10 protein-coding genes and 1 pseudogene are annotated in these 15,757 nt (G+C 65.9%); all 11 read left to right on the forward strand.

From position 1 onward, the window contains the following. The first annotated feature begins 108 nt into the window (after positions 1 to 108). The 11 genes and pseudogenes from paaZ to ACCC97_RS27565 all read left to right on the forward strand — a co-directional run bounded on the left by paaZ (position 109) and on the right by ACCC97_RS27565 (position 15,058). Entirely contained in the window at positions 109 to 2,169 is a 2,061-nt protein-coding gene (gene paaZ, locus ACCC97_RS27515) for a phenylacetic acid degradation bifunctional protein PaaZ (RefSeq protein ID WP_007837444.1), read from the forward strand. Between the two features lie 40 nt (positions 2,170 to 2,209). Further along, a complete protein-coding gene (locus tag ACCC97_RS27520; RefSeq protein WP_007837446.1) occupies positions 2,210 to 2,770 on the forward strand; it encodes a methyltransferase family protein in 561 nt (186 codons plus the stop codon). A gap of 90 nt (positions 2,771 to 2,860) precedes the next feature. Next, complete coding sequence (locus tag ACCC97_RS27525; protein WP_413336124.1) at positions 2,861 to 3,310, forward strand: hypothetical protein; 450 nt, start codon at positions 2,861 to 2,863, stop codon at positions 3,308 to 3,310. Between the two features lie 158 nt (positions 3,311 to 3,468). Continuing rightward, positions 3,469 to 4,065 (forward strand): phosphatase PAP2 family protein, encoded by a 597-nt coding sequence (locus tag ACCC97_RS27530; protein ID WP_413336125.1) that lies wholly within the window; start codon positions 3,469 to 3,471, stop codon positions 4,063 to 4,065. After that, positions 4,062 to 5,114 carry a glycosyltransferase family 2 protein gene (locus ACCC97_RS27535; RefSeq protein ID WP_413336127.1) on the forward strand — a complete coding sequence of 351 codons (1,053 nt, stop codon included), beginning with the start codon at positions 4,062 to 4,064 and terminating at the stop codon, positions 5,112 to 5,114. The genes ACCC97_RS27530 and ACCC97_RS27535 overlap by 4 nt, the downstream gene beginning before the upstream one ends. Then, positions 5,111 to 6,691: an ArnT family glycosyltransferase gene (locus ACCC97_RS27540; RefSeq protein ID WP_413336129.1), complete on the forward strand. Its 1,581-nt coding sequence runs from the start codon at positions 5,111 to 5,113 to the stop codon at positions 6,689 to 6,691. Before ACCC97_RS27535 ends, ACCC97_RS27540 begins: the two co-directional genes overlap by 4 nt. After that, entirely contained in the window at positions 6,684 to 7,505 is an 822-nt protein-coding gene (locus ACCC97_RS27545; protein ID WP_007837455.1) for a ChbG/HpnK family deacetylase, read from the forward strand. Before ACCC97_RS27540 ends, ACCC97_RS27545 begins: the two co-directional genes overlap by 8 nt. A gap of 188 nt (positions 7,506 to 7,693) precedes the next feature. Then, positions 7,694 to 8,116: a tripartite tricarboxylate transporter TctB family protein gene (locus ACCC97_RS27550; RefSeq protein ID WP_337459816.1), complete on the forward strand. Its 423-nt coding sequence runs from the start codon at positions 7,694 to 7,696 to the stop codon at positions 8,114 to 8,116. 16 nt (positions 8,117 to 8,132) lie between these two features. Continuing rightward, positions 8,133 to 9,653 (forward strand): tripartite tricarboxylate transporter permease, encoded by a 1,521-nt coding sequence (locus tag ACCC97_RS27555; RefSeq protein WP_413336130.1) that lies wholly within the window; start codon positions 8,133 to 8,135, stop codon positions 9,651 to 9,653. A 461-nt stretch (positions 9,654 to 10,114) separates the two neighbouring features. Continuing rightward, positions 10,115 to 10,294 (forward strand): annotated as a pseudogene (locus tag ACCC97_RS27560) (LysR family transcriptional regulator); the annotation flags it as partial. Between the two features lie 270 nt (positions 10,295 to 10,564). After that, a complete protein-coding gene (locus ACCC97_RS27565; protein WP_413336132.1) occupies positions 10,565 to 15,058 on the forward strand; it encodes an RHS repeat-associated core domain-containing protein in 4,494 nt (1,497 codons plus the stop codon). Positions 15,059 to 15,757 lie beyond the last annotated feature (699 nt).

The following is a 15,757-nucleotide window of genomic DNA, read 5'->3' on the forward strand; positions in this document are numbered from 1 at the left end:
GTTGGGGTGGGGGCACGACGGCCTCGAACGAAGAGCAACGCTCGTTGGGCGCTGCCCCCATCCCAGCCTTCCCCCAAAGGGGGAAGGAGCCATACAAGGACACCCTTCATGACCACCACCCTCCAAAGCTACATCGCCGGCCGCTGGATCGGCCAGCAGGCCGCCCAGCAACTGCGCAGCGCCGTCAACGGCCAGCCCGTGGCAGCCACGCACGCCGAGGCCATCGACTTCGCCGAAGCGCTGCAATACGCGCGCCGCACCGGCATTCCCGCGCTGATGGCGCTCGACTTCCAGCAGCGCGCCGAGCGCCTGAAGGCGCTGGCCAAGTACATCGCCGCGAACAAGGAAACGCTCTACGCCATCTCGGCCCACACGGGCGCCACGCGCGCCGACAGCTGGATCGACATCGAAGGCGGCGCCGGCACGCTGAGCGCCTATGCCGGCATCGGCACCAACGAGCTGCCCTCCGGCAACCTCGTGCACGAGGGCCCGGCCTTCCCGCTCGGCAAGAAGGGCGGCTTCGCGGGCACGCACATCCTGGTGCCGCGCGGCGGCGTGGCGGTGCATATCGATGCGTTCAATTTCCCGGTGTGGGGCCTGCTCGAGAAGTTCGCGCCCAGCTTCCTCGCGGGCATGCCCTGCATCGGCAAGCCGGCCACGGCCACCAGCTACCTCACCGAGGCGCTGGTGCGGCTCATCGTGCAGTCGGGCATCCTGCCGGCGGGCGCGCTGCAGCTCGTCATCGGCGGCACGGGCGACCTGCTCGACCGGCTCGAAGGGCCCGACGTGGTCACCTTCACCGGTTCGGCCGACACCGCCGCCAAGCTGCGCGTGCACCCGAACATCGTGCGCCAGTCGATCCCGTTCAATGCCGAGGCCGACTCGCTCAACTGCGCGATCCTCGCGCCCGACGTGACGCCGGACGACGAGGAGTTCGATCTCTTCGTGAAGGAAGTGGCGCGCGAGATGACGACCAAGGCCGGCCAGAAGTGCACGGCCATCCGCCGCGCGATCGTGCCGCGCCGGCACCTCGATGCGGTGGCCGAGCGGCTGCGCGCGCGGCTCGCGAAGACGGTGGTCGGCGATCCGTCGCGCGAAGAGGTGCGCATGGGCGCGCTCGCCTCGCGCGACCAGCAGGCCGACGTGGCCGCGCGTGTCGCCACGCTGCTGCAAGGCGCCGAGCTGGTCTACGGCGAGCGCGACGGCTTCTCGCCGATTGGCGAGGGCGTGGCCGATGGCGCGTTTTTCGCGCCTACGCTGCTGCTGAGCCGCAAGCCGCTCGAGCACGACGCTGCACACGATGTGGAGGCCTTCGGCCCCGTCAGCACGCTGATGCCCTACGAGGGCATCGACGAAGCACTGGCGCTGGCTGCGCGCGGCCGCGGCAGCCTCGTCGGCACGCTGGTCACGCGCGACCCCGCCATCGCGGCCAAGGCCATTCCGGTGGCTGCCGCGTGGCATGGCCGCCTGCTCGTGCTCGACCGCGAGGCCGCCGCCGAATCGACCGGCCACGGCTCGCCGCTGCCACAGCTCAAGCACGGCGGCCCGGGCCGCGCGGGCGGCGGCGAAGAGCTCGGCGGCCTGCGCGCGGTGAAGCACTACCTGCAGCGCGCCGCGGTGCAAGGCTCGCCCACCATGCTCGCCGCCATCACCGGCGAACACGTGCGCGGCGCGGCCGTGCGCGAGAGCGAGGTGCACCCCTTCCGCCGCTACTTCGAGGACCTGCGCATCGGCGACTCGCTGCTCACCCACCGCCGCACCGTGGGCGAGGCCGACATCGTCGCCTTCGGCGGCATCTCGGGCGACTACTTCTACATGCACTTCGACGAGGTGGCGGCCAAGGAATCGCCCTTCGGCAAGCGCATCGCGCACGGCTACTTCGTGCTGTCGGCCGCGGCAGGCCTGTTCGTGTCGCCGTCGCCGGGCCCGGTGCTCGCCAACTACGGCCTGGACACGCTGCGCTTCACCAAGCCCGTGGGCATCGGCGACACCATCCAGGCGCGCCTGACCTGCAAGCGCAAGATCGACCGCAACAGGAAAGACGCGAGCGGCCAGGGCCAGGGCGTGGTCGCATGGGACGTGGAGGTGACGAACCAGGACGGCGAGCTGGTCGCCAGCTACGACATCCTGACGCTGGTTTCCAAGAAACCCGAAGCGGCGGCCTCCTGATTCACCGGAAAGCGCCCAAGGCCGTGTAAATTCGCCCGCCATGCTCTTCTGGCTCCAGCTCTTCCTTCTCGTCGCCGGCACCGCGGCGCTGCTGTACGTGTCGCGCGGCCCGCTGAGCCGGCCCGGCTCGCACGGCTTCTACCGCTTCTTCGCGTGGGAATGCATGCTGGTGCTGGTCGTGGTGAACCTGCCCGTGTGGCATGACGATCCGTTTTCGGCGAGGCAGATCGTCTCTTCGCTCTTCTTCGTGCTGTCGATCTGGTTGCCGATCCACGCGGTGCGGCTGCTGAAGGCGCAGGGCAAGCCGACCGAGGCGCGCAGCGACGACCCCGCGCTGTACGGTTTCGAAAAAACCTCGTCCATCGTCACCACCGGCGCCTTCCGGTACATACGACATCCGATGTACACGGCACTGATGCTGCTGGCCTGGGGCGCCTTCCTCAAGCAGTTCACCTGGCTCACGCTGGCACTGGTGCTCGCGGCCACGGTGCTGCTGTTCCTGACTGCCCTGCGCGACGAGAAGGAATGCATCGCGCATTTCGGCGACGCCTACCGCGCTTACATGCGCGGTACGCGGCGCTTCATTCCGTTCGTGCTCTAGGGTCCGTTCACACGCGCGTCATGCACTACCTTGCGGGATGCTGACCCGCGTGCTCAGGTTCCGTTCACAAGAGCGGCCTAGCATTCGCGCATGCTGTTCGCACGCATCCGCCGTTTCGCCGAAACGCACCACAGGGCGTGGTGCGTCGCAGGCGTTCTGCTGATCTTCCTGCAGCCCTTCATCGCGGTCCATTTCCGCTGCGACGGCCTGGAAGACGAGCCGATGCTGCGGGTGCGCAGCGCCAGCGACACCACCCAGTTCGAAGCCGACGACCGCGCGGACCATCCGTCCGACCGCGAGACCACCGTGTTCGCCCAGGCGCCGGCAAGCATCGACCACCCCGACGCCTTCGGCTCCGCGCTGGGCACGCTGATGGCGATGGTGCTGGCGCTGCTGCCGCTTGCCATTGCAGTCGCGCGGCTGGCAGTGCCCATCGTGCGCAAAGCGATCGAATACGTGCCGCCGCACGGCGGTGCGCCACCCTCCGCGCAACCCTGGCGGCGCCTGCCGCCCACTGCCGCACCGCCTACCGGAATCTGAGACACGACGCCTCGCGCGTCGGACCGTCCGCTGCGTCGCGCAGCGGGCTCTCTCGTCCCGTCGAAAGGTTTGACCATGTCCGGTTCTCGCTGTTGCGCACCCCCCATCGGCTGCTGCGGCACGCCCATTTTTTTCTCCCATCCATCGAAGGTGGCGCCATGAACGCGCTCAACCTCACGCTCTTCCAATGGCTCGCAGCCGGCAGCCAGCCGACGCCGTGGGTGCTGTCCGTGGCCTCGGCCCTCGCGCTCTGGGGCAGCTGGCTGAGTGCCGGTGTGGTCGCCGTGGCGCTGTGGCGGCATCGCGCCGAACGGGCCTACCTGTGCATCGTCGCGGCGCTCGCGGGCCTCGCCTCCATGGCCTCGCACGCGATCTCGCTGTCGCTCAACATGCCGCGTCCCTTCGTGCTGGGGGTGGCGCCGTCGTACATCGAGCATGCGAGCCGCGGGTCTCTGCCCAGCACGCACGCAACGGTGATGTTCCTGGTGGCGCTGGCCTTCCTGCTGCGTCCCAGCCTGCGCAGGCTTGGGGCACCGCTGCTGGCGCTGGCGGCCCTCACCGGGTGGGCGCGCGTGTACGTGGGCGTTCATTTCCCGCTCGACATCGCCGCAGGCCTGCTGCTCGCGTGCGCGATCGTGGGAGTGCTCGCCGCCGCGCAATGGTTCGTGCGCCATTTCCTCTCTTTTCAGGCGTCGCACGCCGGCCGCACGCGCGACGACAAGACGACGGCCGCTTCTTTCTGGAGGCATCCATGATCTCCTCGACCCACACCGCCAGGCATTCACGCGCACCGGCCGATCTCCCCCAGGCCGAGGCTCCCGCGCCGCACACGGCCACGCCGCTCGCAACAGAGGCCGGCGCGCGCAGCATTTCCTGCGTGATCCCGTGCTTCAACGAAGCGGCCAACCTGCGCCACCTGCTGCCGCTGCTCGAAGACATCCTCTGGGCCACGCACATGCGCTGGGAGATCATCGTGGTGGACGACGGCAGCACCGACGACACCGCCGCCGTGGCTGAAGCGTGGTGCGAGCTCTCCGGCTTTCGCTGCATCTCGCTGTCGCGCAATTTCGGCAAGGAGGCCGCGCTCACCGCAGGCCTCGCCACGGCCGCCGGCGACGCGGTGGTGCTGCTCGACGGCGACCTGCAGCACTCGCCCGAGCTCATCCACACGATGGTCGCGCAATGGGTGGCCGGCGCGGAAGTGGTGTACGCGGTGCGCGAGCAACGCAGCGACGAAAGCCGCTTCAAGCAGATCGGCAGCAAGCTCTTCTACAGCCTCGTCAATTCCTCGGACCGCTTCGACGTGCCCCGAGACGCGGGCGACTTCCGCCTGATGGACCGCAAGGTGGTCGACGCGCTCATGAACCTGCCGGAACGCAGCCGCTTCATGAAGGGCCTGTACGCCTGGGTGGGCTTTCGCGCCGTGGCGCTGCCCTACACGCCCGCGCCGCGCGCGGCGGGCAGCAGCTCCTTCAACGCCCGGCGGCTGGTACGCCTGGCCATCGACGGGCTGACGGCCTTCACCACCTGGCCGCTGCGCATCGTCAGCGTGGCGGGGCTGCTGCTGGCGCTGCCGGCCTTTGCCTATGGCACCTTCGTGGCGATCGATTATCTGATGTTCGGCAACGCGGTCTCGGGCTGGACCACCATCGTCGTGAGCCTGATGTTCTTCATCGGCATCCAGATGATTTCCACCGGCATCGTAGGCGAGTACATCGCGCGCATCTACGAGGAGGTCAAGGGCCGCCCGCTGTACGTGGTGCGCCGCGAGAGCGGCACGGGGCTCGAGGCCGAAAAACCATGAAGCGACCTGCCCCTGCATGGTGGACTGCGCCGCAGCCACTGTGGCTCATTGCCGCCCTCTTCGCATGGCTGCTGGCCACGGCCTGGTTGCGCCCGCTGATGGCGCCCGACGAGGGCCGCTACGGCGGCGTCGCGCTCGCGATGCTGCGCTCCGGCGACTGGCTGGTGCCGCGGCTCGACGGCCTGCCCTTCTTCCACAAGCCGCCGCTGTTCTACTGGATCGGCGCGGCCGCGATGGCGGTGACGGGGCCGGTGGAATGGGCGGCGCGGCTGCCCTCCGTGCTGGGCGCGGGCACCGCGGCGGCGGCGCTGTTCCTGTTCCTGCGCCGGTGGTCGACGGTGCGGCTGGCGCTGCTGTCGACCGTGGTGCTGGTGACCACGCCCTTCTTCTTCCTGGGCGCCCAGTTCGCGAACCTCGACATGCTGGTGGCCGGCTGCATCTCGGCCACGATCCTGCTGGCGGCCGGCGCCGCATTGGCGAAGGAGCGCGAGGAACCCTGGCGGGCGCTGCTCGCGGGCGCCTACCTGTTCGCGGCAGCCGGGCTGCTGGCCAAGGGGCTGATCGGCCTCGTGCTGCCCGTGGCGGTGATCGCGATCTGGTGCGCGGCGACGCGCAGGTTCGCGGCGCTGCGGCTCGCGCTGTGGCTGCCCGGCTGGGCGGTGCTGCTGGCCGTGGCCGGCCCGTGGTTCGTCGCAATGCAGCTGAAGTACCCGGAGTTCTTCGACTACTTCGTCGTCACGCAGCACTTCCGGCGCTTTGCGTCCTCGGGCTTCAACAACGAGCACGGCTTCTGGTTCTACCTGCCGGTACTGGCGGGGCTCACGCTGCCGTGGTTCGCATGGGTGTTCGTGCCGCGGGGCAAAGACGACGCCGCACGGCCCGGGCGCTCGGATGTCGACTGGCTGATGTGGATCTGGCTCGCGGTCATCGTGGTGTTCTTCTCGCTGCCGCGCTCCAAGCTCGTCGGCTACGTGCTGCCGGCGCTGCCGCCGCTGGCCTTCCTGATCGCGCAGCGCGTGCTCGCGGGCCGTGTGCCGGAAACGCTGCTGCCGAAGGTGCGCACGATGACGCTGGCCGCCGCCGCCGTGTGCATTGCCTGCGTGGGCGCCGTCACGGTCCTGGCGTCACCGCCGGGCGCGCGGCTGCGGCTGCCCGCCGGGCAGGCGGTGGCGCCCGGCGACCAGGTGCTGATGCTCGACAGCTACTACTACGAGATTCCCTTCTACTGGAACCTGCGCGAGCCCGTGCTGATTTCGGACGACTGGCAGGCCGCGGCCCGGGACACCCGCGACAACTGGCGCAAGGAGATCTCGGACGCCGGCCGCTTCGAGCCCGCGCGCGCCGCAGCCACGCTGCTCGACCGCACGCAGCTCGCGGCCACGCTGTGCGCGCCGCGCGTCACCTGGCTCGTCGGCTCGAACACGGCACAGCTCGCCAACCCGTGGCTCTTTCGCGCGCAGCTGGTGGCGGTGAACGAGAGCGCCGCAGCCTGGCGCTTCGCGGGCAGCGCCACGCGCGATCCGCACTGCCTGGACGTTGCGCCCGCCCCGGCTTCCGGAACGAACGGCGATGACTGAGGCGACGCGCCGCCTCTGCATCTGCGCCGACGATTTCGGCATGAGCGCGGGCATCAACTCCGCCGTGTTCGACCTGGCCGAACAGGGAAAGATCACCGCCACCAGCGGCATGGTGCATCGCGACGCCTGGGAGGAAGGCGCGAAGGTGCTGAAGCTCATCGACCCGGCACGGCTCGACGTCGGCCTGCACCTCGACCTCACGCGGCCCGCGCTCGCCGGCGGCCCCGAGCCCGGCCTGCTTGGGCTGCTCGCCCGGACGTACACACGCACGGTGTTCGCGCCGGGGCTGCAGGCCGACATCCGCGAACAGCTGACGCGCTTCGAGGACGCCATGGGCCGCGCGCCCGCCTTCGTCGACGGGCACCGGCACGTGCACCAGTTCCCGGTGGTGCGCGAACTGCTGGTGGAGGAGATCGCGCGGCGCTATGCGGCGTCGCCGCCCTGGATCCGCAACACGGCGCCGGGCGCGCAGCATGGCCCCGACCGGTTGAAGGCCCGGGTCATCCACGCACTGGGCGGCGCGCAGTTGGCCGCGCTGGCCGCGCAACGCGGCATTCCCATGAGCAGCCGCCTGCTCGGCGTCTACGATTTCTCGGGCGACATGCAGCGCCACGAACAGCGCCTGTCCGAATGGTTGGCGGCCTGCCGCACCGGCGACGTGCTCATGTGCCACCCGTCCGCCGGCATCCTGCCCGGCGACCCGCACGGCGGCGCCCGGTTGCGCGAGTACGCCGTGCTGCGCGGGCTGGTGCTTGCGGCGAGCGGCGGGATTGCACTCGCGCCGCTCTCGCGGTGCCTGCCCCGGCCATCCTGACGGCAACGTCGCGCGCGCCACCGTTGCTCCGCGCCCCTTCATACGTAGTTCCCCTCACGCACGCGTCAGATTCCGATCAGCCAGGCCCGAAGAGCATCGGGGGCGTCCGGAATCACATCCGGATGGAGACAGGCCCGGGCCGGTTCGAGCGGAGCCGGGCGCATTCAATCCCACTACATCGTGAGCGTATGAAAAATAGAAACCTTGTCAGGGGACTCTTCCTCATGGCAATCGCGCTGGCCTTCGGCCTGACCGCGCTTCGCTACCCCATCGGAGACTTAAGCCGCGCCGGGCCTGGCCTGTTCCCCGCCATGATCAGCGGCATGCTGCTGGTGATCGGCGTGGCGACCGTGGTCCGGTCGTTCCTCGTGGAGGGCGTGCCGCTGGAGTTCAACTTCAGGAACATCGGGCTGATCCTGGCCAGCCTCTGCGGCTTCGCGGTGATCTCGATGTACCTGAACATGATCGCGGGCATCATCTTCATGGTCTTCTGCTCCGGCTTTGCCGCCTCGTCCTACTCGTGGGTACGCAACGCCAAGGTCTCCGCCGGCCTGATCGTCATGGCGCTGGCGCTGCAGAAACTGCTCGGCCTGAACCTGCCGCTCTACTGAGAAGAAGAAAAAGACCATGGAAGTCCTCAACAACCTGGCGTTCGGCTTCTCGCACGCCCTGACCATGCAGAACCTCCTGTTCTGCGCCATCGGCTGTACCGTGGGCACGCTGGTCGGGCTGCTGCCCGGCCTCGGCCCGCTGGCCACCATCAGCCTGCTGCTGCCGCTGACCTACTCCATTCCGACGACCGGCGCGCTCATCATGCTGGCCGGCATCTACTACGGCGCGCAGTACGGCGACAGCGTCAGCGCCATCACGATGAAGATCCCGCATGCGAGCAGCATCGTGGCCTGCATCGACGGCTATGCAATGACGCTCAAGGGCCAGACCGGGCTGGCGCTGTTCACGGCCGGCTTCTCGAGCTTCATCGGCGGCACGGTGGCGATCCTCGTGCTGTCGTTCCTGGCGCCCGTGCTCGGCGAGGTGGCATTCCTCTTCGGCCCCGCGGACTACGTGGCCATGATGCTGGTGGGCTTCGTGTGCGTGAGCTTCGTGACCACCGGCAGCCTGCTCAATGGGCTGGCCATGTGCATGATCGGCGTGCTGCTCGGCACCATCGGCACCGACGTGAACAGCGGCGCGCAGCGCTTCACGCTCGACCTGCCCTTCCTCGTGGACGGTGTGGGCATCGTGAGCATCGCGCTGGGCTGCTTCGGCATCGCCGAGATCACCAAGAACCTCGACTCGCGCGAGGAGCGCTCGCCCTTCAACGGCAAGATCAACCTGATCCCGACCTGGGCGGAGTTCAAGCGGATCATTCCGAGCGCCCTGCGCGGCAGCGTGGTCGGCTCCTTCCTGGGCATCCTTCCCGGCGGCGGCCCGACCATCGCCCAGTTTGCGGCATACGCGATCGACAAGAAGGTCAGCAAGTACAAGCACGAGATCGGCACCGGCTGCATCGAGGGCGTGGCCGGCCAGGCCGCGGCCGACGAAGCGGCGGCGCGCACGAGCTTCATTCCGCTGATGAGCATCGGCATTCCGGAAAACGCCGTCATGGCGCTGATGCTGGCAGCCTTCATCATCAAGGGCATCCAGCCCGGCCCGAACATGATCGGCAGCCATCCCGAGCTGTTCTGGGGCCTGGTGGCCAGCATGTGGATCGGCAACGTGTTCCTGCTGGTGCTGAACGTGCCGCTGGTGCGCTACTGGCTGTCGGTGTTCAAGATCCCGTACGCCGTGCTGTTCCCGTCGATCCTGTTCTTCTGCTGCATCGGCACCTACAGCGTCAACAACAACCTGGAAGACGTCTTCATCACGGCGGCCTTCGGCTTCATGGGCTACATGTTCATGCGGCTGGAGCTGGATGCCGCACCGCTCATGCTCGGCTTCATCCTCGGCCCGATGCTGGAGGAGAACTTCCGCCGGGCGATGCTGCTGAGCCGCGGGAGCTTCGGCACCTTCGTCTCGCGGCCGATCAGCGGCACGCTGCTGGGCCTGATCGGGATCTTTGTGGTGTGGCAGGTGGTTTCGTTCGCGCTCCAGGCTCGGAAGAAGAACGGGATACAGCCGCCGATTGCGTTGGAGCCGCAGGAGTAAGTAACAGCGGTCGCGGCCGCCGCGGTCTCTCGCGGGACGGGGATGCGTTTGCCGGCGGCTCTGGCCGGCGAATGCATCTGCCGGTATTTGCGTGGCTATACTGCGCCCCGTCACGTCAAAAAGCGTGGTCGGGATTGGCCTCCCGTTGAAATCACTGCGACGTAGAAGCCGCAGTTTTTCCCCGCAGGGTCTGCGGCTTTGTCGTTCGTGCCTCCAGTTTTTGGCGGCTCGACGGGCGGGCGCGAGCCCGGCCGGTTTCACGCAAGTGGTTTCCCGGTAGGCCAACCCGTCGAGCTGCCGCCTCGGGTGCGTCGGTTTCAGCAAAACGAAACCCTTGGGAGGCCATCATGGCTGGAATCACTCGCGCATCCGCGCACGCCCCTTCATTTCCCGAATCTCCTGCAGCCACCAGCGTTGAATCGCTTGCGCTGCAGGCATGCGATGACATCGACAGCCTGCTGGGAGTGGAGCAGCTCGATGCGGGCCTGCGCGTGCTCGGCGCGGGCGACGGCATGCCGCGGCTGCCCGACCTGGCGTACTACCTCTACGTGCGTAGCCACATGGTGAATCCGGTCACGCGGCAGGTGTTCGAGACGCTGAAGAAGCACCTTCGGCTGCCGCGCACCGACATGCCGGCGTAGGGGCTGCGCGAATCGACTGGCTCGGGTTTATGCGCTGCAGGCGGCCATTTCCCTGAAAGCGTTGTGAGCGCCCCATTTCCTGTTCGGGAGGGCGTGAACAAGCCCTTGGAGGGCTCAGCCAAACGGCCTACTCAAAATGGGGGATGCCCGTCTGTAGGGCAGTGCGCGCAAACTCCCGCTCCTGTCGGCATCGAACCGAGACGTGGCGAAATCAAATCGCTAGAAGCAGAGCACCAAACAAGACCAATTGGCCAGCACTGGGAGGAAGAAATGAAAACTCCGACGCGCGCGTTCGCGGCTCGTCTAGCAAAGGCCTGCCGTGCCACGGCTGAATTCGTTGGCCGCCTTCTAGCCGCAATACTGCTGACGCATACCTTTCTGCTGGCAAGTGCCCAAGCCAATTTCCCCGCACAGGCGCTGTACACGGCGTACAGCATCAGGTATCCAACTCATGTGGCTTGGGGGCCCGGAGCCATGCCCGATGCCAATGCATGCATCGTCATGTACGCCGACTGGAACGCGGAGATTCAGTCAGATCCGGGGGCGTTCTATATCGTCGGGGTGGAGTACATCGGCTTCAGTGGCACCTACCCCTACATCTGCGCTCATAACGCGATCCGCCCTGATGGCAGCAAGGTTGAAGGGAGCGTGTGGCTTCAACAGACAACGAATGTCTGCCCCGCCTACAGCACTAACAACACACCCAACGGCGCATGGTGCAACTGCAACGCGGGATTCATCGAGCAGGCAAACAGCTGCGTCAAGCCTGACCTTGAGCCGAACTATTGCCCGGCCGATGGCCTATACAAGGGTCAACCCATCGTGCCCGCCACGGGCGAGAAGTTCAGTTTTCAGACGGACTGGACTGACACAGGACCCGCACCCCTCTCGTTTTCTCGGACCTACCGCAGCGGATGGACGTCTGATCCAGGCCGGCCGCAGGCGGGCCTGGGCTTTGTCTGGTCCCACAACCACTATGCCCGCCTCGACGCAACGCCGATCAGCAACCCCACCGACGTCTCGATCCTCAACTCCGATGGCACCGTTCGCAAATTCACGAAGGCCGTCAGTACGGGCCTCTGGACCGCCATCAACAGCAGCGACACTTTGAGTCAAACCGCTGGCGGCGCCTGGGCCTACGGTCACATTGAAGACGACACGATCTTCAACTTCAGCCCTGACGGCAAGGTCCTGTCCCGCCTGCAGCGCAATGGCTGGACGACAACCTACACATACAACACCGCGGGCCTGGTGGCGAGCATCACCAACCCCTTCGGGCGCAGCCTGGCGTTCACTTACAACGGCGCGGGGCAACTCGCCAGCGTGACTCTGCCCGATGCCAGAGCACTGCTCTACGCCTACGATTCCCAGAACCGCCTGGCCCAGGTGACCTATCCCGACGGGAAAAGCCGCAGCTATGTCTATGAGAACGCCGCCTTCCCGCAGGCACTGACAGGCGTCATCGATGAGTCAGGCACGCGATGGGCCACTTTTGCTTATGACAGCCTTGGCCGTGCGATCAGCACCGAACTGGCCGGCGCTGCCCAACGCTACCAAGTCAACTATGGCTCGACAGGATCGGCGACCGTCGTGGATCCGCTGAACAAGTGGCGAAGCTACACCTACGGATTCAACGCCGGCAAGCTCGCCGTCATCGGCAGCGGCTCAGGGCCATCGGAAACAAGAGAGCCCGATGCCGCAAGCCGTGTGCAGGATTCCAATGGCTTGATCACTTCTGAGACCGACTTCAAGGGCGCCGTCACCAACACGACCTGGGACACAGCCCGACGTTTTCCCATTGCGGTCACACGCGCTGTCGGGACGCCGGAAGCCCAGACCGTCACGACCCAGTGGCATGCCAGCTTCAGCCTGCCGACCCTGGTCACAGAATCAGGGCGCACCACTGCTTCGAGCTATGACGCCCAGGGAAATCTGCTGACGCGAACCGTCATCGATACGACGGTGTCGCCCAACGTCACCAAGATCTGGCAATGGACTTACAACGCCCAGGGTTTGGTTGCCACCCAGACCGCTCCGAATGGCGCGGTCATCAGCTACACATATGACCCCGCTGGGAATGTTCTGACGGCGACCAATGCGTTGGGACACGTCACCCAGTACGGCTACGACACGAGCAATCGTGTCGTAAGCCAGACGGAACCGAACGGTCTCGTCACGACCTTCACCTGGGATGCCCGTGATCGCCTGCTTACCCGTACTCTGGGTGGTCAGCAGACCACCGCGTTCACTTACAAAGCCACGGGCGTGCTCGAAACAGCGTCGCTTCCCGGTGGGCTTGCTTTCAGCTACACCTACGACGACGCACATCGCCTTGTGGCTTGGGCCCACAACCGGGGTGAGTCTGGCACTTACACACTCGACGGCATGGGCAATCGCACGGCCGAACAAGTCAAAGACAGTGCCAACAATGTGACGTGGAGCCTGGCACGCACCATCAACAACATCAACCGGGTATCGGGGAAAACCGAAGGCAGCAATCAGTCAAGTTACTTCAACTACGACGCCAATGGTGAGCTCTCGGATGAGTACAACGGTCTGAATCAGAGGGTCGCCGGATACGGCCTCGACAAATTGCGCCGCGTCACATCGGTGCTCAATGCCGCGTATTCCACGGCTACGCTGAAGTACAACGCCCTTAATGCCGTCACTGAAGCCAAAGATTTCAAGGGCGTCGTCACCAACTACACCCGGGACGCCCAGGGCAACGCCACCACCGAGGCCAGCGCCGACACGGGCGGTGCAAGCACCCAGTACGACAACCTCGGCCTGCCCAGCCGGATCACCGACGCCCTCGGCCAGGCCACCACCATCGCGCGCGACCTGCTCGGGCGGCCCACGAGCCTGGTCTTCGTCGACGGCAAGACCACCACCCTGCGCTACGACCTCACGGCCAACAGCAAGGGGTATCTGTCGGAGATCGTCGACCGCAGCGGCACCACCGAGTACACCCGCGATGCCTTCGGCCGCGTGATCCTCAAGAAGCAGACCCTGGCCAATGGAAGCATTCAGCAGGTCAGCTACGGCTACAACCCCAACGGCACCCTCGCGAGCATCGGCTATCCCGATGGAGGCACGCTCACCTATGCCTACGACAGCACCGGGCGCCTGACGGGCCTGAGCCTGAACGGCAACCCCCTCGTCAGCGGCATCACCTGGAACCCGCTGGGACAGCCCACCGCATGGACCTGGGCCTTCACCACCGGCAGTCCGCAGTTGGCGGCCAGCCGTGCCTACGACACCGCCGGGAGGCTGACCACTAGCGAGTTCAGCAGCTACGGTTATGACGCCGCAGGCCGCATCACCAGCGTCACACAGAACCTCTACCAGCCCGGCGACACTGACCCGACCCACAGCACCACCTCCAATGCCAACGTCACCTGGAGCGCGGGATATGACACCATGGGCCGCCTCACCAGCTTCAATGCAACAGGCAACACCGCAGGCTTCGGCTACGACGCCAACGGCAACCGATCGAGCAGTACCCGAGTCCTCAACGGCCAGACTACCAATCGCACCTATACGGTTGGCTCCACCAGCAACCGCCTCACCGGCTTTAGCCAGACCATCAACGGGTCGAGCAGCACCAGCGTCACCTACGGCTACAACGCCAACAGCGACATGCTCACGGATGGTCTGCGCAGCTACACCTACAACGCCGAGGGCCGTCTGGCGGCTGCCACCACCGGTGCCACCGATGTCAGCCCCACCACGCGCTATGCGCACAACGCGCTCGGCCAGCGGGTGTTCAAGACCGAGCCTCTGTACCCGCCGAGCCAGGGCGATGAGGCCGACCCAGGCTTCATGGCCAGCCTGATCGCATTCTTCACGAAGCTGTGGAGCCCGAGCACAAGCCAGGCAGAGCAACTGGGCTATGCCTACCTCTATGACGAGCAAGGCACGCTGATCGCCGAGGTGGGTAGCGGAGGTTCCTACAGTGCCGGGCAGAGCCAGTACATCTACCTGCCCACGGCCAATGGCCCGATGCCGATTGCGGCCGTCATCGATGGCACCACCTATGCCATCCACAGCGATCATCTGAACACACCGCGCAAACTGACCAACGCAGACGGCCAAGCCGCTTGGCAGTGGAGCTACAGCGCCTTCGGGGAAGACAAGCCCACCACCGCAAGGAACCGCTTCGGCAATACGGAGATCACACCCAATCCGGGCACGACCGGCGTCGCCGAGGTGAAGTTCAACCTGCGGTATCCGGGGCAGTATGCGGATGAGGAGTCGGGGCTGAGCTACAACTACTTCAGGAGCTATGACAGCAGAATGGGAAGGTACAGTCAACCGGATCCGATCGGACTCGATGGCGGATGGAACCGGTTTGGGTACGTGGATGGAAACCCAATGAGTTTTGAAGACCCCTTGGGGCTGCAACGGAGCGGATACGGCACCCCATACGGGCGACCGATGAGTCTGCCAAGCGCACGCGAAATCGCTCGAAGCGACGGCGCATTGCCCTCTGCGCCACCATCTATGGCCGAAAACGAAGGCATCGGGACACCTCGTTCCATCATGAACCAGTTCACCAACGAGCCAAATCCTTCGCCGCGACTGCCTGGTGACTATGTGGGAATCAATTTTCCGTGGAGCATGCCGAACTTGGCTTCAGTTTGCACGCGCTGGGAGCCCGTCCCTATATCGGTGACAGATGGGAAGATATGTCGTCGTAGTGATGAGGGTCCGCAACTCGTTCCTCTGAGATGCGTATCCTGGAAAACAGTTGAGGTGCGTTGATGAAACCAGGAAAAGCTCGACTCCTGATTCTTGCCGCGGCGATAGTGGTCGCCGGCCTGCTTCCTTGGCTCTTCGGTTATCTTCAACGAGATATACCGGGCCAACAACAAGTATGCACTCAAAAATGCGCAGCTTTTCAGAAAGACGGAGTCCTCGTCTATAGGGGCCCAGATACGCCCAAGGATGCCTACAAGAGCGTGGAAAGCGAGTGTGAGTGCCGCTGAATCAAGCTGTGCGTTCCTTTTGCTTCTCTGGCTGGATAGAGTGGGTTTCTTCGTTGTGCTCACTCTCGCCTGGCGAGCCCGGCGGATAGTGATACCAGTCTCTGTGCGGTGAGTACACATCGCAGAACAAGCATTGCGTGTGCTCCCAGTGGTGTCCGCAGCCTGGGCACACGCCGCGAGTCCAAAAAGTGTTCCAAGACGTGCCGCATCCTGGTTCGCAGTCCCAGCGATCCTCTGCCTGAGGCAAGTAGCCGCAAGCTGGGCAATGGATGCGAGGTTCTGAAGCCATATAAGACGTCACCGCTGCCAGCATTCTGCTTCAGACCCCACCTCGAGATCAATGCGCCCTTCGCGCAAGGCCAGCGCATCACTATCGGACTCGGGCACAAAGCGCAGACGCACAAGCGGAATGTCACGCCGCACCGCGGCGAGCAGCGGTGCCCTATATGTGAAACGCCGCCAGCCCACCCACCAC

The organism is Variovorax sp. Varisp85, from assembly GCF_047304045.1.
In the GTDB taxonomy this organism is placed as follows: domain Bacteria; phylum Pseudomonadota; class Gammaproteobacteria; order Burkholderiales; family Burkholderiaceae_C; genus Variovorax.

What these genes read in the sequence shown, in the direction of transcription:
- ACCC97_RS27550 (WP_337459816.1), top strand. Translation starts at nt 7,694, where the DNA reads ATGAAAAATAGAAACCTTGTCAGGGGACTCTTCCTCATGGCAATCGCG.
- ACCC97_RS27565 (WP_413336132.1), top strand. Translation starts at nt 10,565, where the DNA reads ATGAAAACTCCGACGCGCGCGTTCGCGGCTCGTCTAGCAAAGGCCTGC.
- ACCC97_RS27520 (WP_007837446.1), top strand. Translation starts at nt 2,210, where the DNA reads ATGCTCTTCTGGCTCCAGCTCTTCCTTCTCGTCGCCGGCACCGCGGCG.
- ACCC97_RS27525 (WP_413336124.1), top strand. Translation starts at nt 2,861, where the DNA reads ATGCTGTTCGCACGCATCCGCCGTTTCGCCGAAACGCACCACAGGGCG.
- ACCC97_RS27545 (WP_007837455.1), top strand. Translation starts at nt 6,684, where the DNA reads ATGACTGAGGCGACGCGCCGCCTCTGCATCTGCGCCGACGATTTCGGC.
- paaZ (WP_007837444.1), top strand. Translation starts at nt 109, where the DNA reads ATGACCACCACCCTCCAAAGCTACATCGCCGGCCGCTGGATCGGCCAG.
- ACCC97_RS27535 (WP_413336127.1), top strand. Translation starts at nt 4,062, where the DNA reads ATGATCTCCTCGACCCACACCGCCAGGCATTCACGCGCACCGGCCGAT.
- ACCC97_RS27555 (WP_413336130.1), top strand. Translation starts at nt 8,133, where the DNA reads ATGGAAGTCCTCAACAACCTGGCGTTCGGCTTCTCGCACGCCCTGACC.
- ACCC97_RS27540 (WP_413336129.1), top strand. Translation starts at nt 5,111, where the DNA reads ATGAAGCGACCTGCCCCTGCATGGTGGACTGCGCCGCAGCCACTGTGG.
- ACCC97_RS27530 (WP_413336125.1), top strand. Translation starts at nt 3,469, where the DNA reads ATGAACGCGCTCAACCTCACGCTCTTCCAATGGCTCGCAGCCGGCAGC.